The organism is Brevundimonas bullata (assembly GCF_014207965.1).
Classification (GTDB): domain Bacteria; phylum Pseudomonadota; class Alphaproteobacteria; order Caulobacterales; family Caulobacteraceae; genus Brevundimonas; species Brevundimonas bullata_A.
The window spans coordinates 557267-575850 of sequence record NZ_JACHLM010000001.1; the positions used below are offsets into that span (position 1 = coordinate 557267).

General features: G+C 68.4%; 18 protein-coding genes. 9 read left to right on the forward strand and 9 right to left on the reverse strand.

Translation table 11 applies throughout. The features are described 5' to 3' along the window. Positions 1-22: 22 nt before the first annotated feature. From HNP51_RS02745 to HNP51_RS02755, 3 genes are all read right to left on the reverse strand, one after another. Positions 23-1048, reverse strand: coding sequence for an alpha/beta fold hydrolase (locus HNP51_RS02745; protein WP_184266822.1), 1026 nt, complete (start codon positions 1046-1048; stop codon positions 23-25). After that, positions 1045-1947 (reverse strand): class I SAM-dependent methyltransferase, encoded by a 903-nt coding sequence (locus HNP51_RS02750; protein ID WP_184266824.1) that lies wholly within the window; start codon positions 1945-1947, stop codon positions 1045-1047. Before HNP51_RS02750 ends, HNP51_RS02745 begins: the two co-directional genes overlap by 4 nt. Before the next feature lie 78 nt (positions 1948-2025). After that, the gene (locus tag HNP51_RS02755) at positions 2026-2826 is read right to left on the reverse strand and encodes a class I SAM-dependent methyltransferase (protein WP_184266826.1); all 801 of its coding nucleotides are present in this window, start codon (positions 2824-2826) and stop codon (positions 2026-2028) included. A 286-nt stretch (positions 2827-3112) separates the two neighbouring features. Between HNP51_RS02755 and HNP51_RS02760 the strand changes: the two genes are divergently transcribed. Beyond that, the gene (locus HNP51_RS02760) at positions 3113-3586 is read left to right on the forward strand and encodes an Hsp20 family protein (RefSeq protein WP_184266828.1); all 474 of its coding nucleotides are present in this window, start codon (positions 3113-3115) and stop codon (positions 3584-3586) included. A gap of 65 nt (positions 3587-3651) precedes the next feature. On the opposite strand, the gene HNP51_RS02765 is transcribed toward HNP51_RS02760, so the two are convergent. The 3 genes from HNP51_RS02765 to gpmA are packed head-to-tail and all read right to left on the reverse strand — an operon-like array spanning position 3652 to position 6350. Beyond that, a complete protein-coding gene (locus HNP51_RS02765; protein WP_184266830.1) occupies positions 3652-4923 on the reverse strand; it encodes a pentapeptide repeat-containing protein in 1272 nt (423 codons plus the stop codon). A 60-nt stretch (positions 4924-4983) separates the two neighbouring features. Continuing rightward, positions 4984-5583, reverse strand: a complete 600-nt coding sequence (locus HNP51_RS02770; RefSeq protein WP_184267552.1) for a bifunctional diaminohydroxyphosphoribosylaminopyrimidine deaminase/5-amino-6-(5-phosphoribosylamino)uracil reductase RibD — start codon at positions 5581-5583, stop codon at positions 4984-4986. A gap of 41 nt (positions 5584-5624) precedes the next feature. After that, positions 5625-6350 carry a 2,3-diphosphoglycerate-dependent phosphoglycerate mutase gene (gene gpmA, locus HNP51_RS02775; protein WP_184266832.1) on the reverse strand — a complete coding sequence of 242 codons (726 nt, stop codon included), beginning with the start codon at positions 6348-6350 and terminating at the stop codon, positions 5625-5627. 197 nt (positions 6351-6547) lie between these two features. On the opposite strand from gpmA, the gene HNP51_RS02780 reads away from it, so the two are divergent. Together HNP51_RS02780 and HNP51_RS02785 are read left to right on the forward strand one after the other, a co-directional pair. Beyond that, the gene (locus HNP51_RS02780; RefSeq protein ID WP_184266834.1) at positions 6548-8047 is read left to right on the forward strand and encodes a phosphomannomutase/phosphoglucomutase; all 1500 of its coding nucleotides are present in this window, start codon (positions 6548-6550) and stop codon (positions 8045-8047) included. A 41-nt stretch (positions 8048-8088) separates the two neighbouring features. Then, positions 8089-9399 (forward strand): FAD/NAD(P)-binding protein, encoded by a 1311-nt coding sequence (locus HNP51_RS02785; RefSeq protein WP_184266836.1) that lies wholly within the window; start codon positions 8089-8091, stop codon positions 9397-9399. Here the strand turns inward: HNP51_RS02785 and glmM are convergent. Further along, complete coding sequence (glmM, locus tag HNP51_RS02790) at positions 9396-10745, reverse strand: phosphoglucosamine mutase (RefSeq protein WP_184266838.1); 1350 nt, start codon at positions 10743-10745, stop codon at positions 9396-9398. The genes HNP51_RS02785 and glmM overlap by 4 nt on opposite strands. A 193-nt stretch (positions 10746-10938) precedes the next feature. On the opposite strand from glmM, the gene glmS reads away from it, so the two are divergent. From glmS to HNP51_RS02820, 6 genes are all read left to right on the forward strand, one after another. Then, positions 10939-12753 carry a glutamine--fructose-6-phosphate transaminase (isomerizing) gene (gene glmS / locus HNP51_RS02795; RefSeq protein WP_184266840.1) on the forward strand — a complete coding sequence of 605 codons (1815 nt, stop codon included), beginning with the start codon at positions 10939-10941 and terminating at the stop codon, positions 12751-12753. A gap of 85 nt (positions 12754-12838) precedes the next feature. Next, positions 12839-13717 carry a UTP--glucose-1-phosphate uridylyltransferase GalU gene (gene galU, locus HNP51_RS02800; RefSeq protein WP_184266843.1) on the forward strand — a complete coding sequence of 293 codons (879 nt, stop codon included), beginning with the start codon at positions 12839-12841 and terminating at the stop codon, positions 13715-13717. A gap of 260 nt (positions 13718-13977) precedes the next feature. Further along, a complete protein-coding gene (locus tag HNP51_RS02805; protein ID WP_184266845.1) occupies positions 13978-14331 on the forward strand; it encodes a UrcA family protein in 354 nt (117 codons plus the stop codon). Positions 14332-14480: 149 nt separating this feature from the next. Continuing rightward, a complete protein-coding gene (locus HNP51_RS02810) occupies positions 14481-14834 on the forward strand; it encodes a UrcA family protein (RefSeq protein ID WP_184266847.1) in 354 nt (117 codons plus the stop codon). A gap of 140 nt (positions 14835-14974) precedes the next feature. Continuing rightward, a complete protein-coding gene (locus HNP51_RS02815) occupies positions 14975-16195 on the forward strand; it encodes an NAD-dependent epimerase/dehydratase family protein (protein ID WP_184266849.1) in 1221 nt (406 codons plus the stop codon). Between the two features lie 10 nt (positions 16196-16205). Then, positions 16206-17105: an NAD(P)H-binding protein gene (locus tag HNP51_RS02820; protein ID WP_184266851.1), complete on the forward strand. Its 900-nt coding sequence runs from the start codon at positions 16206-16208 to the stop codon at positions 17103-17105. A 58-nt stretch (positions 17106-17163) separates the two neighbouring features. Here the strand turns inward: HNP51_RS02820 and HNP51_RS02825 are convergent, their stop codons facing one another. Both HNP51_RS02825 and HNP51_RS02830 read right to left on the reverse strand, forming a co-directional pair. Then, entirely contained in the window at positions 17164-17787 is a 624-nt protein-coding gene (locus HNP51_RS02825) for an EipA family protein (protein WP_184266853.1), read from the reverse strand. Between the two features lie 244 nt (positions 17788-18031). Beyond that, positions 18032-18583, reverse strand: coding sequence for a TIGR00645 family protein (locus tag HNP51_RS02830; protein WP_184266855.1), 552 nt, complete (start codon positions 18581-18583; stop codon positions 18032-18034). Position 18584: the final 1 nt, after the last annotated feature.

An 18584-nucleotide genomic window follows, 5' to 3' on the forward strand; every position in this document is an offset into this window, starting at 1 on the left:
GACGGCGTTGTGCGGCCACCCCCTAGGCCGCGCCCTTCTCCGGCGCAGATGTCGCCGCCTGCCCCTCGGGTGGAGCCACATAACCCGCCAGGGCGTCGAACTCGTCGAGGAAGACGCCGCGCAGGGGGTCCGCCTCCATGATGACCTCGTGCAGCGCGCCCGACACCTCGACATAGCGGCCCCGGCCCAGGCGGCGCGCCGCCCAGCGGTTGGTCTGTTTCCAGACCTTGTCGTCCTCGGACGCCTGAACCACGCAGACCGGAATCTTGACCGCCTTCAGCGCGCGCGGCTTCAACGCCCGCTCGCCCGCGTCCAGGGCGAAGGCCAGCCAGCCCCAGGTCGGCCCGCCGATGGCCAGATGCGGGCAGGCGTAGAGCTGCTGACGCCACAGGTCGTAACGGTTGCGATCCGAGGTCAGGCTGTCCTTCTCGAAGGTGTGGTCGAAGGGATCGTCGGGGTTGTCCAGCACATAGTCGCCCGCCTTGCCGTGGCGCAGGTTCCACCGCACCGCCAGCTTGACCGACCACATCGATCGCTTGCCGGTCTTGATGCGCAGCATCGGGCTGGACAGCAGGGCGCCCGCGAAGCGGTCCTCGCCCGCCTCCAGCGACAGCAGGTTCAGCGCCCCGCCCATCGAGTGACCGACCATGATCCAGGGCTTGGGCGCCCTGGCCTCGTAGGCGTCCAGCAGACGGGCGTAGTCGTCCAGGAACTCCTCGACCGCCCGGGCGTGGCCCCGCAGTCGGTCGGGCAGCAAGCGCGCCGAGAGGCCCTGACCGCGCCAGTCATGGGCCAGGACGCAGAAGCCGCGCGCCAGGAAGTTGCCGATGACCTCGAAGTATTTCTCGATCGGCTCGGTGCGGCCGGGGCTGAGCACCACCGTGCCGCGCGGCGTTCTGGCCACCATGGCCGACGGCGTCCACAGGGCGGCCCGCAGGCGAAGCCCGCCCGCGCCGCGGAACCAGTCGCCCTCTCCGCCGGGCGGTGAAGCGGCGCCGGGAACCCCCATCAGGGGCGCATGGGCGGCGAAGGCGGTGGCGCGGTTCACTCGGGCTTCCTGAACTTCAAGGTCATGCGATCGCTCTCGCCGATCGCGTCGTACTTGGTGCGGTCGAACTCGGGGTTGGCCGGTTCACCCATCGGCGCCGTCAGGCGACGCGGCGCCAGGGTTTCGACTCCGAAGGGGTGATCCTTGGTGTCCGCCGGATTGGCGTTGATCTCCGAGGCTTCGACGAAGACGAAGCCGGCCTCGGCGGCCAGTTGCTTGACGAAGGCTTCCTGCACATAGCCGTTGGCGGCCGCCGGATCCTGATCCTCGTCCGGCTGAAGCCGGTGCTGCTCGACGCCCAGCACACCGCCGGGGCGCAGGGCGGCGAAGGCGTCGGAGAAGGCCTTCTCGGCGATGCCCGCCGCCATCCAGGCGTGAACATAGCGCATGAACAGCACCAGGTCGGCGGTCCCGACGGGCGCCACCGGCCCCGTGGTCGGGCCGAAGGCCGTGAACTGGACCGCGCCGTACAGCTTCTTGTCAGCCTCAAGCCGCGCCTTGAGCGCGTTGTTGAGGGCCAACTGGGCCCCGTCGGCGCCCGGGCCTTCGGCGAAACCGGCCAGGTAAAGCGTGCCGCCGCCCTTGTTCAGATAGGGGGCGAGGATCTCAGCGTACCAGCCGCTGCCCGGCCAGAAGTCGACGACCGTCATCTTCGGCTGCAGACCGAAGAAACGCAGGGTCTCGACCGGATGACGCCAGACGTCGCGCGCCTTGTCGGCCGCCGAGCGCCACGACCCGGCCACCGCCCATTCCAGCGAGCCTTCCGGCGGTCCGGCGGGGGCGGCGGGCGCTTGCGGCGCCGCCGTCTTCTCTTCCTTCTTGCCGCAGGCGGCCAGACCCGTGAAGGCGGCCATGCAGGCGCCCGCCAGAACCGCGCGTCGCGTCGATCGCTCAGACATGCGCGCCTCCCTGGGTCAGGCTCATCATGCCATCGCGCTTAAGGCGCTTCTCCAGCAGCGTCAAAATCCCAGACCGCATCAGTTCGCGGTCTCGGGCTTGCGGAAACGCAGGGTCATGCGGTCGCTCTCGCCGATCGCGTCAAAGGCGGCGCGCTCCTCGGCCGTCAGGGTGCGGCCGGCCCGTTCCGACGTGCGGACCGGAGGCAGGGTCCAGACGCCGAACGGATGATCGCGGTCGTCCTTGGCGTTGGCGTTCAGCTCGCTGCGCGCCTCCAACTCGAACCCGGCGCGGCGGGCGGCGTGGATGACGTAGCTTTCAGGCACATAGCCGGTCGAGGCCACATCAGCGACGTTGAGGCCCTCGACGCTGCGGTGCTGTTCGACCGCGAGGACGCCGCCGGGCTTCAGCGCCTTGAAGAAGGCGGCCATATGCGGATCGGTCCGACCGTCGCGCGACCAGTTGTGGAAGGCGCGCGCCACCACCACCATGTCGGCGGTTCCGTCCTCGACGCCCATGCTCTCGGTCGGCTTGCTGACGGGGACGTAGCGCCCGCCCGTGGCTGCCGCATAGGGCTCCAGGATGTTGCGCCACCAACCGGCGCGGCCGGGCTCGATCTCGACCACCGTCAGGCCGGGCTGCAGACCCCAGAAGGTCAGGGTCTCGAACGGATGACGCTGGCTGTCGCGAACGCGGTCCGCCTCGGGCCGGGTCGTCGAGGTGATGGCGGCCTGAAGCGCGGCGTCCTCCTCGACCTTGGGCATCTCCATCGACAGGCCTTGGCGGTGTTGCAACGTCGGCGGCTCCGGCGGAACACTTTGTGCAAAGGCGGGCGAAGCGAGGGCGGACGCCAGGATGGCGGCGAGGACGAGAGGTCGCATGGGGGCTCCGGTCGGTCCTGAAGGAAACAATCTGTAACCCTTACGGCGCTTCGCGGCCTCGGCAAGGCGTGGATTGGGCCAAGCGACGATTTCGCGCGCCCCTTTCCTCGCAGCGGCTCCCCCTTGCGGAGTGAAAAAGCGCGCCTACTTCTTTCTCCGAAAGCGCCGATCCCGGGCTCTCCAGACCTGACGGGGCCGATTTCGGACCGCCGGGCCTGACCCCTCCGCCGTCCGGGGCCCCAATCGCCGGGCGGCTCAACCTTGCTGAATCTCAGAAGGATGACCCATGCGTACCTATGATTTTTCGCCGCTGTACCGTTCCGCCGTCGGCTTCGACCGTCTGGCCCGCCAGCTGGAAAGCGCCGCGCGCTCCAGCCAGGACAACGGCTGGCCCCCCTATAACATCGAGACGACCGGCGAAAACGCCTATCGCATCGAAATCGCCGTCGCCGGCTTCTCGCCCGACGAGCTGAACATCGAGGCCAAGGAAAACTCGCTCACCGTCACCGGCAAGAAGGCCGCCAACGACGACGCCTCGGTCCAGAAGACCTATCTGCATCGCGGACTGGCCGAGCGCGACTTCGAGCGCCGCTTCCAGCTGGCCGACTATGTGGTGGTCAAGGGCGCCGACCTGTCCAATGGTCTGCTGACCATCGACCTGCAACGCGAACTGCCCGAGGCCCTCAAGCCGCGCCGCATCGAGATCGCGACCGGCAAGATGATCGAGGACAAGAGCGGGAAGGCGGATAAGGCCGCCTAAGCGCAGCTGACGCCTCACTGACTGAGAAGGGGCGGCGTTCGCGTCGCCCCTTTTTCGTGCGCGCTCTAGGCCGCCTTCAGATCCGCCGGGTCCAGCCCGCGCGCGCCGCCCGTCTGGGCGCCTGTGAAGTCCGCCTGTTTGACCTGGGCCCCGTGCATGACCGCCCGGCTGAGGTCCGCGCCCTTCAGAACCGCGCGACGCAGGTCGGCGCCCGACAGGTCGGCCCCGCGCAGGATCGCCCCCGAAAGGTCCGCCGGCAGCAGCCGGTCCGCCCCCAGCATCAAAGGACCGAGTTGGGCCTCGCGCAGGTCCGACCCGTTCAGCTTGGCCCGCCCCAGCCGCGCCCCGCGCAGATCGGCCCGACGCAGATTGGCCGAGCGCAGGTCCGCGCCCTCCAGCTGCGCCCCCTGAAGCTGAACGCCCTCCATGTCGAGACCGTAGAAGACCGCCCCCTTGGCCGACAGGGCCGTCAGGTTCAACCCGCGAATGGACTCCAGCGGACGCAGATCGACCCCGTCGAACACCGAGGGCTGGCCCTCGACGCCGCCCGTCTCGCACCATTGCGCATGGTCGCGCAGCATCTCGGCGGCGGGCATCCGGCTGACGGATTCGCCCGCCGACCGATTGTCGGTCAGGGCCCCCTCCATATTGGCTCCGTCGGTGCGCCACATGGTGGCCTTGACCCCCACCAGGATGGCGTCAGTCAGGTCCGCGCCCGATAGGTCAGCCCCCGAAAGGTCCGCGCCCGCCAGATCGGCGCCGGTGAAGTTGGCCTGTTTCAGATTGGCCCGGACCAGCTTGCAGTCCTTCATGATGGCGTCGGTGAAGTCGGCGGCGATGGCCACCATGCCGGTCATGCGCGAGCGTTGCAGGTTGGCCCCGACCAGGCTCGCGCCCTGGGCCTGGGTGTCGCCGCGCTTCTGGGCCTCGATGACGCGGAAGCCCAGCTTGCCGTCCGCCGCCGCAATCGTGCCTTCGCGCAGATCGGCCTCGAACAGGTCGGCCCCCGACAGGTCGGCCCCGCGCAGGCAGGCGCCGCGCAGATCGGCCCGACGCAGACTGGCCTCGGTCAGGTTGATGTCCTGCATGTCCGCGCCGAAGAAGTTGGCGTTGTCCAGCTTGGCCCCGGACAGGTCGCAGCCGTGCAAACGGGCGGCGGCGAAGTCGGCGTCGGCCAGGTTGCGCCCCCGCAGCGTCAGCCCCGACAGGTCCATCCAGGCGAAGACGGCCCGCGCCCCGCCGGGCCGCGCCTGCCACAAGCGGTCATGTTTGGCGCAGATCAGATCGACCTCGGCCTGGGTCGGTTTCTTGCGGACAGGATCGGCAGCGTCGCTCATGCCGACAACATGGCTTACGCCGCATTAAGGAAGCTTTGCGGAAACGAGGGTTTCCGAGCCCTACTCGGTCAACAAGCCCTGCTCGCGCAGGGCGTCGGCCAGTTCACCCTCCTGGGTCCAAAGTCGGGTATAGCCCGCCTCGCCCAGCCGGTTCAGCTCGGTCGTGAGGTCGGCGCGTGGCGCGGCGACGAAGCGGCCGTCGAAACCCTTGCCGTCATGGCTGACGCGGACCATGGGCCGACCGGTCTCGACCCGGTGCAGGAAGCCTTCGCACAGGACGGCGGCCTCCTCGGCCAGCAGGCCCGTCTCGACCGTCAGGCCCGACTGGCGCAGACGCTCGGTGCCCCGGCCCGAGGCGAAGGGCGAGGGATCCAGCGCCGCGATCACCACCCGCTCCACCCCGGCCTCGGCCAGGAAATGGGCGCAGGACTTGCGGCCCGAGGACCGCGCGCCGCAGGGCTCCAGCGTCACATAGGCGGTCGCGCCCTTCACGGCCTCGCCGGCGGCGGGCACGGCCTGTTCCTCGGCGTGCGGACGTCCGCCCGGCGCGGTGGCCGCTTCAGCCAGCACCACCCCGTCCTTGACCAGGACGCAGCCGACCGCCGGATTGGGCCAGGTCTCGCCCATGCTCGCCAGCGCCAGATCAATGGCGCGACGCATGTGGACGGCGTCGTCCCCCGAGGCGGACTTGCCGGACGTACTCACGCGCCCATGCTCACGATGGGCGGCAGCGTCTGGGCCCGTGCTTCGTCCAGATAGCGGGCGGCGACCGGCTTCAGGTCGGCGTCCAGATCGATCTCCAGCGGGTTGCCGGTGGGGATCTCGACGCCGACGATCTGATCATCCGGCACCGAGAAGAGCAGCTTGACGATCGCGCGGAGCGAGTTGCCGTGGGCGGCGATCAGCACGTCGTCGCCCGCCTTCAGGCGCGGCGCGATCTCGGCGTCCCAATAGGGCTGCACCCGGTCCAGCGTGGTCTTCAGGCTCTCGGTGTCGGGAATGGCCTTGCCCTCGTAGCGAGGATCAGAGCCGAAATCGAACTCGCCGCCCGGCGCCAGGGGCGGCGGCGGCACGTCATAGCTGCGGCGCCAGATCTTGACCTGATCCTCGCCGTGCCTGGCCGCGGTCTCGGCTTTGTCCAGACCGGTCAGGCCGCCGTAGTGACGCTCGTTCAGGCGCCAGTCCTCGATCACTGGCACATCCTTCAGACCCGCCGCGTCCAGCGCCAGGGCGCCGGTGCGTTTGGCCCGCGTCAGCACCGAGGTGAACATGACGGCGGGCTTGAACCCGGCCTCGGCGATCAGCTCGCCGCCGCGCCGCGCCTGGGCCTCGCCCTCGGCGGTCAGGTCGACGTCCACCCAGCCGGTGAAGCGGTTTTCCAGGTTCCACTGGCTCTGGCCGTGGCGCAGCAGGATCAGGCGGGGCATGGGCGTCTCCGTATCGTAGCCCTTTCGCGTAGGCCGGGGACGCGGGGGCGGTCAAGGTTTCACCATTCGGGAAAAGAATGCAGCCGCCATGGCCGCCGTGCGTTGTTGGCCTCGCCGGACAGGCCCGCTATACCGCAACGACTGGGGGCCTGTCGCTGAACCGCGTTCTCCCACAAGCCTACACTCAGGAATTCTTAATGTCGAAGCCGCGCCAGGACATCCGCCCCAATACGGCGGAGTATGAAACCATCGCCCTGGTGAAGCCGACCGGCTTCCGCGAATACGACGCCCGCTGGATCCTGGAAAAAGAGATCAATCTTCTGGGCATTCAGGCCCTGGGCCTGGGTCTGGCCACCTATGTCCACGAGATCGGTCAGCGTCCGCGCATCGCCGTCGGCCATGATTTCCGCTCCTATTCCCTGTCGGTGAAGCAGGCGCTGATCCTCGGCCTGCTGGAAGGCGGGATGGAGGTGGTGGATATCGGCCTGGCCCTGTCGCCCATGGCCTACTACGCCCAGTTCGCGCTGGACTGCCCCTGCGTGGCCATGGTCACGGCCAGCCACAATGAAAACGGCTGGACCGGCGTCAAGATGGGCGCCCAGGCCCCGCTGACCTTCGGCCCCGACGAGATCGGCCGCCTCAAGGAAATCGTGCTGGACGGTCAGGGCGTCGCCCGCCCCGGCGGCCGCGTCGAACGCGTCGAGGGCTTCCGCGAGCAATACATCCAGGACGTCGCCTCCAAGCTGAAGCTGACCCGTCCGCTCAAGGTCGTCGCCGCCTGCGGCAACGGCACGGCCGGCGCCTTCGCCCCCGAAGCCCTGCGTCTGATGGGCGCCGAGGTGATCGAGATGGACACCGAGCTCGACTGGACCTTCCCCAAATACAATCCGAACCCGGAAGACCACGCCATGCTGATGCAGATGGCGGCCAAGGTGCGCGAGACCGGCGCGGACCTCGCCCTGGGCTTCGACGGCGACGGCGACCGCTGCGGCGTGGTGGACGACACCGGCGAAGAGATCTTCGCCGACAAGATCGGCCTGATGCTGGCCCGCGACCTGTCGGCCCTGCACCCCAACGCCACGTTCGTCGTCGATGTGAAGTCGACCGGCCTCTACAAGACCGACGAAGTGCTGAAGGCCAACGGCGCCACAACCGTCTACTGGAAGACCGGCCACTCCTACATCAAGCGCAAGACCGCCGAACTGAACGCCCTGGCCGGGTTCGAGAAGTCGGGCCACTTCTTCCTCTCGGGCGACCTGGGCCACGGCTATGACGACGGTCTGGTGGCGGCGGGCGCGATCCTCGCCATGCTGGACCGCAACCCCGGCAAGAAACTCAGCGAACTGAAATCCGCCCTGCCCGACGCCTGGACCTCGCTGACCATGTCGCCCCACTGCGACGACGAGCTGAAGTACGATGTACTGGCGAAAATTGTGAAGGAATACGAGGACCTGGCGGCGTCGGGCGGCTCGATCCTGGGCCGCAAGATCGTCGAGGCCATCACGGTCAACGGCGTGCGCGTCCACCTTGAGGACGGCTCCTGGGTTCTGGTCCGGGCCTCGAGCAACAAGCCGGAACTGGTGGTGGTGGTCGAGAGCATGCGCTCCGCCGACGACATGCGCGACCTGTTCAGGAAAGAGGTCAAACCTCGCCTGGCCGCCCATCCCGAAATCGGCGCCTTCAATCAGGAAATCTGAATCCCTTTGACGCGTTGCGACGGCTCTGGCGTGGTGATCCGATGAACGACGCCGCCTCCTCCCTGCCCGTGGTCATCGTCGGCGGCGGCTTTTCGGGCGCCATGCTGGCTGCGCGGCTGGCCGAGCGCGGCCAGGCCTCGGCCCTGATCGAGCGCGGCGACGCCTTCGGTCTGGGCGTGGCCTACTCGGCGACGCTGGATGCCCATCGGCTGAACGTGCGGACCGAACGGATGAGCGCCCTGGCCGAGCGACCCGGCGACTTCGCCGACTGGCTGAAGGCGCATCATCCCGACCGCGCCGACCCCAACGGCTTCGCCCCGCGTCGGCTCTACGGCCTCTACGTCCGCGCCCGACTGGATAGTGTCGAAGCGGCGCATCCCGGCCTGATCCAGCGCGCGAACGGCGAAGCCGTCGCCGTCGAGGGACAGACCGTGGCCCTGTCGGACGGGCGACGCATCCAGGGCCGGGCCGTGGTTCTGGCCACCGGCAACCCGGCGCCGCGCAATACGCCGACGGGGCAGAACCCGCGCATCCTGTCCAATCCCTGGGCGCCGGGCGCCTTGGACCACATCCAGCCCGGCGACGCCCTGCTGATCCTCGGCTCCGGCCTGACGATGGTCGACGTGGTTCTGGGGCTGCAGGCCCAGGGCTGGCGCGGCGCGGCGACGGCGGTTTCGCGACGCGGCCTGACGCCCCGCGCCCACGGCCAGCATCACGACGCCCCGGCGCCCCTGCCGCCCGAGGCGCTGACCGGCGTCCTGTCGGCGCGTCTGGCCTCGGCCCGACGGCTGGCGCGTGAACACGGCTGGCGACAGGTCATGGAGGGCTATCGGCCGATCACCGCCGAGCTGTGGCGCAAAGCAACCGCGCAGGAACGCGCCCGCTTCCTGCGCCATCTGCGCCCCTGGTGGGACGTTCACCGCCACCGCATCGCGCCCGAGATCGCCGCGGCGCTGGACGCCCTGATCGCCGAGGGCCGGTTGAGCGTCATTGCCGGGCGCGTCGCCGCGACCAAAGCTTCGCCCGACGCCGTGAGCCTGAGCCTCCGTTCGCCGCGCGGCGCGCCGCAGACGTTGACGGCCCAATGGGTGATCGACTGCACCGGACCCGGCCACGACGTCACGACGACGCCGCTGACCGCCGCCCTGATCGCGGAGGGCCGCGCCCGTCTCGATCCGCTGAAGTTGGGGTTGGACCTGGACGAGGCGGGTCGCGTCCGCCACGCCGACGGCACGCCGGATCAGGACCTCTACGTCCTCGGCCCGCCCGCCCGCGCGGCCCTGTGGGAGACCATCGCCGTGCCCGACATCCGCCAGCGCATCGAGGCGCTGACGGACGTGCTCACAGCCTAACCCGCCGCCTTCACCGCCGCCGAAACCTCGGCGACCACGCGCTTGACCAGGGCCTCGTCGTCGCCCTCGGCCATGACGCGGATCAGTTTCTCGGTGCCCGACGGGCGGACCAGCAGACGGCCCGAACCGTTCAGGGCGGCCTCGGCCTCGGCCATGGCGGCCTTGACCTTGGCGTCTTCCAGCGGCTTGCCGGCGGTGTAGCGGACGTTCTGCAGCAGTTGCGGCACCGGCTCGAACTGGCGCGCCAGCTCGCTCATCGGCACGCCGGTCTCGACCAGAACCGCCAGCACCTGCAGCGCCGCCATCAGGCCGTCGCCGGTGGTGGCGTAGTCCTTCAGGATGATGTGGCCCGACTGCTCGCCGCCGATGTTGAAGCCGCCCGCGCGCATCCGCTCCATGACATAGCGGTCGCCCACCTTGGTGCGCTCCAGCGTCAGGCCCTCGGCCTTCAGTTTACGCTCCAGCCCCAGGTTGGACATGACGGTGGCGACCACGCCGCCACCGTTCAGTCGGCCCTTGCGCGCCCAGGCCAGACCGACCAGGGCCATGATCTGATCGCCGTCGACCACATGACCCTTCTCGTCGCAGATGATGACCCGATCGGCGTCGCCGTCCAGGGCGATGCCGATGTCGCAGCGATAGCGCTTCACCGCCTCGGACACGGCCTCGGGATGGGTCGAGCCGCATTCGGCGTTGATGTTCAGGCCGTTCGGCTCGACGCCGACGGGAAAAATCTCGGCCCCCAGCTCATAGAGGGTGGTCGGGGCCACGCGGTAGCCGGCGCCGTTGGCGCAGTCGATGGCGATGCGCAGGCCCTTGAGGCTGAGCTTCTTGGGGAAGGCCGACTTGGCGATTTCAATATAGCGCGGCGGGGCGTCGTCGATGCGCTTGACCCGGCCCAGCTTGTTGGCGGGGGCCAGGTCCTGATCCAGCCCCTCGTCCATCATGGCCTCGATCTTCAGCTCGATCTCGTCCGACAGCTTGTAACCATCCGGCCCGAACAGCTTGATGCCGTTGTCGGCGTAGTCGTTGTGCGAGGCCGAGATCATGATGCCCAGATCGGCGCGCATCGAGCGCGTCATCATGGCCACGCCCGGCGTCGGCAGGGGCCCGAAGGTGCGCACGTCCATGCCGACCGAGGCCAGCCCCGCCACCAGGGCCGGCTCGATCATGTAGCCGGACAGGCGGGTGTCCTTGCCGATCACCACCAGATGGCGGCGGTCGTCGTCGGTGCGGAACATCTTGCCCGCCGCCAGACCCACGCGCAGCGCCACCTCGGCCGTCATCGGATGGGTGTTGGCGCGACCACGGATGCCGTCGGTGCCGAAGTATTTTCTCTCGCCCAAGGGCGTCGTCCTTCGCTGGCGGCGCCGGAGGGTTTGCAAAGAAACCTTCCGAAACCCATTTTTTGATGTCGCCGGCCTTCGCTTCCCCTAGACGCAAGATCACAGGGCGAGACGGGCGGAACCCTCTCGCTTACCCCTTACGGCGGCGTCGCGCAAAGCGAGACCGCTTCGCCCCTTGATCGGAGCAGACCTCATGTGCGGCATCATCGGCATTACGGGCGCCGGCCCTGTCGTTCCCCGTCTGGTCGACAGCCTGAAGCGGCTGGAGTACCGCGGCTATGATTCCGCCGGCATCGCCGCCGTCGTCGACGGCTGCATCGAGCGTCGCCGCGCCAAGGGCAAGATCCGCGAACTGGAGGCCGTGCTGGCCGCCGAGCCGCTGGCTGGGACCCTCGGCATCGGCCACACCCGCTGGGCCACCCACGGCGCTCCAACCACCGCCAACGCCCACCCGCACAAGGCGGGCCGCGTCTGCCTGGTCCACAACGGCATCATCGAGAACTTCGCCGAACTGAAGGCCGAGCTGGAGGCCGAGGGCCGCGTCTTCGAGAGCCAGACCGACACCGAGGTCGTGGCCCATCTGCTGGATCACAAGCTGGCGGCGGGCCTGGCCCCGCTGGACGCCTTCAAGGCCACGCTGGACCGCCTGACCGGCGCCTATGCGCTCGCCGTCCTGATCGAGGGCGAGGACGAGCTGATCCTGGGCGCGCGCCGGGGCAGTCCTCTGGTCGTCGGCTGGGGCGAGGGCGAGATGTACCTGGGCTCGGACGCCCTGGCCGTCGGTCCCTTCACCCAGAAGATCTCCTATCTGGAAGAAGGCGATTACGTCGCCATGACCCGGTCGGGCGCGCACATGTTCGACGCCTCGGGCCGGCCCGCCGACCGCGCCGTGGTGCAGGTCTCGGCCTCCTCGGCCATGGTCGAGAAGGGGGCCTATCGCCACTTCATGGAAAAGGAAGTCCACGAACAGCCCGACAGCGTCCAGCACACCCTGTCGGAATACCTTGATCTGGTGACGGGCGCGGCCAAGACACAAGCCATCGACTTCGCCGCTGTCGACCGCATCCAGATCATCGCCTGCGGCACCGCCTTCTACGCCGGTCAGATCGGCAAATACGCCTTCGAGAAATACGCCGGCCTGCCCTGCGACGTCGAGATCGCGTCGGAGTTCCGCTACCGCTCCCCCGCCCTGACGCCGGGCACGGTCGCCGTGGCCGTCAGCCAGTCGGGCGAGACCGCCGACACCCTGGCCAGCCTGACCTGGTGCAAGGCGCAGGGCCTGAAGACCGCCGCCGTCGTCAACGTCCACACCTCGTCGATGGCGCGCGAGGCCGACGTCCTGTGGCCGACCCACGCCGGGCCGGAGATCGGCGTCGCCTCGACCAAGGCCTTCACCGCCCAGGTCTCGGCCCTGCTGGCCCTGGCCGTCGCCGCGGGGGTGGCGCGCGGCCGCATCGGCGCCGACGAAGAGGCGGCGCTGGTCAAGGCCCTGTTCGAGGCCCCGCGCCTGATCGCCGAGGCCCTGCAGATGGACGGCCAGATCCGCGCCATCGCTCAAGACCTGGCCAAGGCCACGGACGTCCTGTTCCTCGGCCGGGGCGCCATGTTCCCCCTGGCCATGGAGGGCGCGCTGAAGCTGAAGGAGATCAGCTATATCCACGCCGAGGGCTACGCCGCCGGCGAGCTGAAGCACGGCCCCATCGCCCTGGTGGATGAAAAGACCCCCATCATCGCCCTGGCCCCGCTGGACGAGGTGTTCGAGAAGACCGCTTCCAACCTGGCCGAGGTCGCCGCGCGCGGCGGCCCCGTCATCATGATCGCCCCGGCGACCGCCCCTGCGCCCCACGGCGACGGCATCCGCCGCGTCGACGCCCCCGACTGTCACCCCTTGATCGCGCCCCTGGTCTACGCCGTGCCGGTGCAGTTACTGGCCTATTACACAGCGGTCCAGAAGGGCACGGATGTCGATCAGCCGCGCAACCTGGCCAAGTCGGTGACGGTGGAGTGAGCGGAACCTGAACCCTCAGCCGCCGTTTGGAACGGTCACGGTTTGCGCCTATGACAGGCGCCTAACGGCTGTTTCAGGACGACTGATGACGACTTCCCCCGCACGCCTTCGCAAGGCGGTTCTTCCCGTGGCTGGCCTGGGCACCCGCGTCCTGCCCGGCACCAAGACCACGCCGAAGGAGCTGCTGAACGTCGTTGATCGGCCCATCCTCAGCTACATCGTCGAGGAAGCGCGCGAGGCGGGGATCGAGCACATCGTCTTCGTCACCGGCCGCGCCAAACAGGCGATCGAAGACTACTTCGACCATCAGATCGAGCTGGAGGCCCAGCTTCTGGCCAAGGGCAAGATCGAGCTGCTGGAGGCCATGAACGCCGAGCTGGCCACGGCTGGGGAGATGAGCTTCACCCGCCAGATGCAACCCAAGGGCCTGGGCCACGCCGTCTGGTGCGCCCGTGACATCATCGGCCACGAGCCCTTCGCCGTCATCCTGCCCGACGTCATCGTCGATTCGCAGCCGGGCGCCCTGAAGCAGCTGGCGGACCTCTATGCCGAGGTCGGCGGCAATGTCATCGGCGTCGAGGCCGTGCCCGAGGCCGCCGCCCACAAATACGGCATCATCGACCCCTCGGCTCAGGACGGCCGTCGCTTCGCCATGAAGGGCATGGTGGAGAAACCCGCCCAGGGCACGGCGCCGTCCAACATGTCGATCTCGGGCCGCTACATCCTGCAGCCGGAAATCTTCGATCTGCTGGAAACCCAGGAAAGCGGCGCGGGCGGCGAGATCCAGCTGACCGACGCCATGGACCGGCTGATGAAGACCCAGACCTTCACCGCCTATGAGTACGAAGGCGTGACCCACGACTGCGGCGACAAGATCGGCCTGTTGCGCGCCAATGTCGCCCTGGCCCTGAAACGCCCCGACCTGGGCGAAGCCACCCGCGCGGCGATCACCGCTCTGCTCTGAACAGCCTCAGCATTCGTGAGACGAAACACGCCATTACCTTAGGCACATGAGACAAAACCTCACGATCGCTCAGAATACGAGATAGTTTCCCCATATACCCCAAGTTTACCTCAACAAATTCGTGTAACTTGGCCGATTGAACGCTGCGTTTTTTTCGAGACAGCGCTACGTCCGTTCGCCTAACGTCGATCTCCAGTCAAGCAACGCCCTTTTATGCTGACGCTAATGGCGCGGCGATGGGCCTAAACTGGAGACGCACGATGAAGATCTTGGTCACGGGGGCGGCATTGCTGCTCGCGGTCGCCCCCCCTTGCACCGTACAGGCCCAAACGGCCGCCGTTCCGGCGCACGCCGAAACCCTTGCTGTCGCCTACGCCGACCTGGACCTGAGCCAGCCGGCGGCGACCCGCTTGTTGAACAATCGGCTCAGATCCGCCGCCCAGCGCGTCTGCGGCGACCCCAACCTGGTCGTGGCCGCCCCCCGCGCCCGCCACTGGTGCGTCAGAGACGCCGTGCAGGACGGCTGGAACCAGGTCGCCGCGCACGGCGCGATCCGATCCGCCGAAAGCCGCCCCGTCATGATCGCGGCCTTGCGCACCCGACCGCGGCCCTAGACTCGGGAACGACCTTGTGAAGGTCCGGCGACAGAACCTCGTGTTTCACGAAGAACAATGACCGCGCCGACCAGTTGTCAGACATCAGTCGGTCGCTGGTCTTTTGCGAAAGGACAAGCGCAGCGGAAGGGCGATCAGGAGATTGCAAGATGCACACGACGATCATGGGCGCAGCCCTGTTGCTCGCCATCGCCACGCCGAACGGCGTCCAAGCCCAAACCCCGGCCACCCAGCCCGTCAAGGGCGCTGAGGCTGTCATCGTATCCTATGCCGACCTCGACCTGAGGCAGCCGATGGGAACCCGAATGCTGGATCATCGTCTCAAGACGGCGGCCCGGCGTACCTGCGACACGGCCAGCCTGCCGATGGACCACTATCTGGTCCGTCACTGGTGCATCAGGGACGCCGTGGCGGACGGGTGGGCCCAGGTCGCCGCCCGCCGCGCGGATCAATACGCCGGGAGGCCCACCGTGACCCTCGCGGCCCTGCGAACGCGTCGATAGCCTGGCGCCCGCCGCCCTCGCGTCCGGCACGGGGGCGGCGGGCGGCGCTCGGTCGCATCAAGACCCGCATCGCCGCCGCTTCCGCCCGCCCCCGCCATCGGCTAGGCAGGGGGGAGTGATAGACGACACAGGGTTCGACCATGCGGGTGATCATTCTCGGCGGCGACGGCTTCTGCGGCTGGCCCACGGCCCTGCACCTGTCGGCGCGCGGATGGGAGGTGCTGATCGTCGACAACCTCAGCCGTCGCAACATCGACAATGAGCTGGAGGTCCAGTCCCTGACCCCCATCCGCACCATGGGCGAACGCATCAACGCATGGCGCGAGGTCAGCGGCCGCACCATCGACTTCGTCAACATGACGGTGGGCAAGGAGTTCGACCGCCTGGTGGCCCTGATCAAGGACTGGGCGCCCGACAGCGTCGTCCACTTCGCCGAGCAACGCGCCGCCCCCTATTCGATGAAGTCGGCGCGGCACAAGCTCTACACCGTCGACAACAATCTCAACGCCACGAACCACCTGCTGGCGGCCATCGTCGAGAGCGGCCGGGACGTGCATCTGGCCCACCTGGGGACCATGGGAGTCTATGGCTACACCACCGCCGGGCTGCGCATTCCCGAGGGCTATCTGAAGGTCACGGTCGACACCGACCACGGCCCGACCGAGCAGGAGATCCTGTTCCCGCCCAATCCGGGCAGCATCTATCATATGACCAAGACGCAGGACGCCCTGCTGTTCCAGTTCTATGCCAAGAACGACGGCCTTCGGATCACCGACCTGCACCAGGGCATCGTCTGGGGCGCCCAGACCGAGGAGACGAAGCAGGACGAGCGCCTGATCAACCGCTTCGACTATGACGGCGACTACGGCACGGTGCTGAACCGCTTCCTGATGCAGGCGGCGGTCGGCTATCCGCTGACGGTGCACGGCTCGGGCGGCCAGACGCGGGCCTTCATCCACATCCAGGACACGGTGCGCTGCGTCGAGTTGGCGCTGAACAATCCGCCCAAGTCCGGCGACCGGGTCAAGATCCTGAACCAGATGACCGAGAGCCGCCGCGTCCGCGACCTGGCCCGCATGGTGGCCGACATGACCGGCGCCGAGGTTCACAACGTGCCCAACCCGCGTCAGGAGGCCGACGAGAACGAACTGGTCGTCGCCAACGACCAGTTCCGCGACCTGGGCCTGAAGCCGATCACCCTGGCCGAGGGGCTGATGGCCGACGTCACCGACATCGCCCGCCGCTACGCCGACCGGGCCGACCGTTCCAAGATCGCCTGCGTCTCGGCCTGGAACGACAAGCGCGCAGAAGCGCTGCAGTCTCAGGGGAAAGACGTCCCCGACGTCGCCAAGACCGCCTGACCGGATCGCCATGACCCAGCCTGCCCCCGCCGCCTTGTCCCTGCTGGTCTTCGGCGGCGGCTATCTGGGGCTTGAGGCGGCGCGCGAGGCGATCCGACGCGGCGCTCGCGCCTTCGCCACCTCGCGCGATCCGGCGCGACGCGCGGAATTGACGGCGGCGGGCGTCCTGCCGATCGATCCGGCCGACACGGCGGCGTTGCGGGCCGCGGTCGATGAAGCCTCGGCCATCCTGATCACCGCAGCGCCCGACGGCGCCGGCTGTCCCGGCCTGAAGGCCCTGATCCCGGCGATCACAGCCTCGGGCGCCTATCCCGACTGGATCGGCTATGTCTCCTCCACCGCCGTCTATGGCGACCGGGCGGGCGGCTGGGCCTTCGAGGACGACGAACTGAACGCCGCCAGCCTGGAGGGCGCGCGACGCGTGCGGGCCGAGCAGGACTGGCTAGACGCCGGACGCGGCATGGGGCTGACGGTGCAGATCTTCCGCCTGCCCGCCATCTACGGCCCCGGCCGTTCGCCGCTGGACCGTCTGCGCGAAGGCATGGCCCGACTGGTGAAGAAGCCTGGCCAGGTGTTCAACCGCATCCATGTCGAGGACGCCGTAGCCGGGGTCTTCGCCTCCATGGCCCGCCCCCATCCCGGCCGCGCCTATACCCTGGCCGACAATGAGCCGGCGCCGGCGGACGTGGTGATGGCGGGAGCGGCGACGCGGCTGGGCCTGCCCCTGCCGCCCGAGGTGTCGCTGGACGACCCGTCCGTCTCGGACGCCATGCGGCGCTTCTACAATGACAACAAACGCCTCTCGAACGCCCGCGCCAAAGCCGAGCTAGGCTGGCGGCCCAAATACCCGACCTGGCGCGAGGGATTGGAAAGCATCCTCGCAGCCCCGCCGCCGCAAGGGCGCCCCTGAACGCGCTCAAGCAGCGAGCGACCGCGTCGCGAGCGTAGCGCCTCTTCGTTTCATAAAGTCAGAAAGGAAGAATGTTCCGCTGGCGGCTGTAGCTCATGGTGCCGACGTTGGCGCCCAGGCGCAGGCCGACGCCGGTGCGGATCGGGGCCAGGACGATGCCGTCGGCACGCTGATAGTTCACGCCCAGGCCCGCGACCAGATAGGCCGAGCCCTCGACGCCGGGGTAGCGGCGATAGAGCATGTCCGGGTGATAGAGACCGTAGACCAGGGTGAATACGCGGCTGGCGTTGCCGCCCACGTCCCAACCGATCGAAGCCCCCTGCCAGAAGACTTCCTGGGACGCCGAGAGGTCCTTCATGTGCAGCGCCCCGCGACCGTAGCGCACGCCGACGACAGCCGCGCCGGCGGCTTCCTCGCCGGCGATATAGGCGGTCGGGCGGTCGCCCTGTTCGGCGAAGACGCGCTCAAGGGCCGAGCCCATGGCCTCGGCGGCGATGCCCATTTCGCGCGATCCGGCCGAGACCAGCTCCTCGAAGGTATAGGCCTGGGCGTTCTGGTCCGAGGCGATCGGGTAGTTGGGGTCGGTCGGCTGGCGCGTCGAGGCGCAGGCGCCGAGGCCCACGGGCAGAGCGCCGGCGGCGGCGAGACCAAGGCTGGTGCGGATCAGTTGGCGGCGATGCATGTCGAGGCTCCTGACAGAGGACGGGTCGCCCATCGTCGCGGGCTTGACCTTACCGTCCGTGTCTTTTGCGGCAGCCTTGGGGCTTTAAGGTTAACCGAACCTTGCTTGGCTGTATTCCGCGCCGTCCAAGCCGATCAAGGCTTCGTCAGCAGCCTCTCGGGCGCCCCCGGGAGCCTCTAACATCGCGGGCCTCAAGTAGCGCGAAGCGCGATAGGCCTCAAAAAGAAAACACTAGGGCAAAGCCCTAGTGTTTGTCGGTCTTCGCGGCGATCCAGTCCATGAGCGCCAGCAGCACGCCCGAGGCCACGAAGGTCAGGTGGATGATCACGGCCCACATCAGACCGGCCTCGTCCAGCGGCACGCCCGGCTTGCCGATGTTCATGAAGCTCTTGAGCAGGTAGATGGCCGAGATCGCCACGATGGAGGCGATCAGCTTCATCTTCAGGCCCGAGAAGTCGACCGTGCCCATCCACGGCGGCCGATCCACGTGGTTCTCGTCCAGATCCAGCTTGGACACGAAGTTCTCGTAGCCGGAATAGATGACGATCAGCAGCAGGTTGCCCGCCAGCGACAGGTCCACCAGGCTGAGGATGGCCAGGATGGCGCCGTCCGACTTCATGTGGCCTTCGCCCATGACGAAAGCTTGCGGCACGTAATAGATCAGTTCCCGGACGAAGACAGCCAGCAGCATGATCAGGGCCGCGACCAGCCCCAGGTAGAAGGGCGCCATCAGCCATCGTGCGCGGAACAGGCTGCGCTCGAACTGAACCTCGGCCCAGGGCTTCTTGTCCGCCATC

Coding starts and splice junctions, on each gene's coding strand:
- HNP51_RS02750 (WP_184266824.1), bottom strand. CDS start 1,947: ATGTCTGAGCGATCGACGCGACGCGCGGTTCTGGCGGGCGCCTGCATG.
- HNP51_RS02755 (WP_184266826.1), bottom strand. CDS start 2,826: ATGCGACCTCTCGTCCTCGCCGCCATCCTGGCGTCCGCCCTCGCTTCG.
- HNP51_RS02760 (WP_184266828.1), top strand. CDS start 3,113: ATGCGTACCTATGATTTTTCGCCGCTGTACCGTTCCGCCGTCGGCTTC.
- HNP51_RS02765 (WP_184266830.1), bottom strand. CDS start 4,923: ATGAGCGACGCTGCCGATCCTGTCCGCAAGAAACCGACCCAGGCCGAG.
- HNP51_RS02770 (WP_184267552.1), bottom strand. CDS start 5,583: ATGCGTCGCGCCATTGATCTGGCGCTGGCGAGCATGGGCGAGACCTGG.
- gpmA (WP_184266832.1), bottom strand. CDS start 6,350: ATGCCCCGCCTGATCCTGCTGCGCCACGGCCAGAGCCAGTGGAACCTG.
- HNP51_RS02780 (WP_184266834.1), top strand. CDS start 6,548: ATGTCGAAGCCGCGCCAGGACATCCGCCCCAATACGGCGGAGTATGAA.
- HNP51_RS02785 (WP_184266836.1), top strand. CDS start 8,089: ATGAACGACGCCGCCTCCTCCCTGCCCGTGGTCATCGTCGGCGGCGGC.
- glmS (WP_184266840.1), top strand. CDS start 10,939: ATGTGCGGCATCATCGGCATTACGGGCGCCGGCCCTGTCGTTCCCCGT.
- galU (WP_184266843.1), top strand. CDS start 12,839: ATGACGACTTCCCCCGCACGCCTTCGCAAGGCGGTTCTTCCCGTGGCT.
- HNP51_RS02805 (WP_184266845.1), top strand. CDS start 13,978: ATGAAGATCTTGGTCACGGGGGCGGCATTGCTGCTCGCGGTCGCCCCC.
- HNP51_RS02810 (WP_184266847.1), top strand. CDS start 14,481: ATGCACACGACGATCATGGGCGCAGCCCTGTTGCTCGCCATCGCCACG.
- HNP51_RS02815 (WP_184266849.1), top strand. CDS start 14,975: ATGCGGGTGATCATTCTCGGCGGCGACGGCTTCTGCGGCTGGCCCACG.
- HNP51_RS02820 (WP_184266851.1), top strand. CDS start 16,206: ATGACCCAGCCTGCCCCCGCCGCCTTGTCCCTGCTGGTCTTCGGCGGC.
- HNP51_RS02825 (WP_184266853.1), bottom strand. CDS start 17,787: ATGCATCGCCGCCAACTGATCCGCACCAGCCTTGGTCTCGCCGCCGCC.
- HNP51_RS02830 (WP_184266855.1), bottom strand. CDS start 18,583: ATGGCGGACAAGAAGCCCTGGGCCGAGGTTCAGTTCGAGCGCAGCCTG.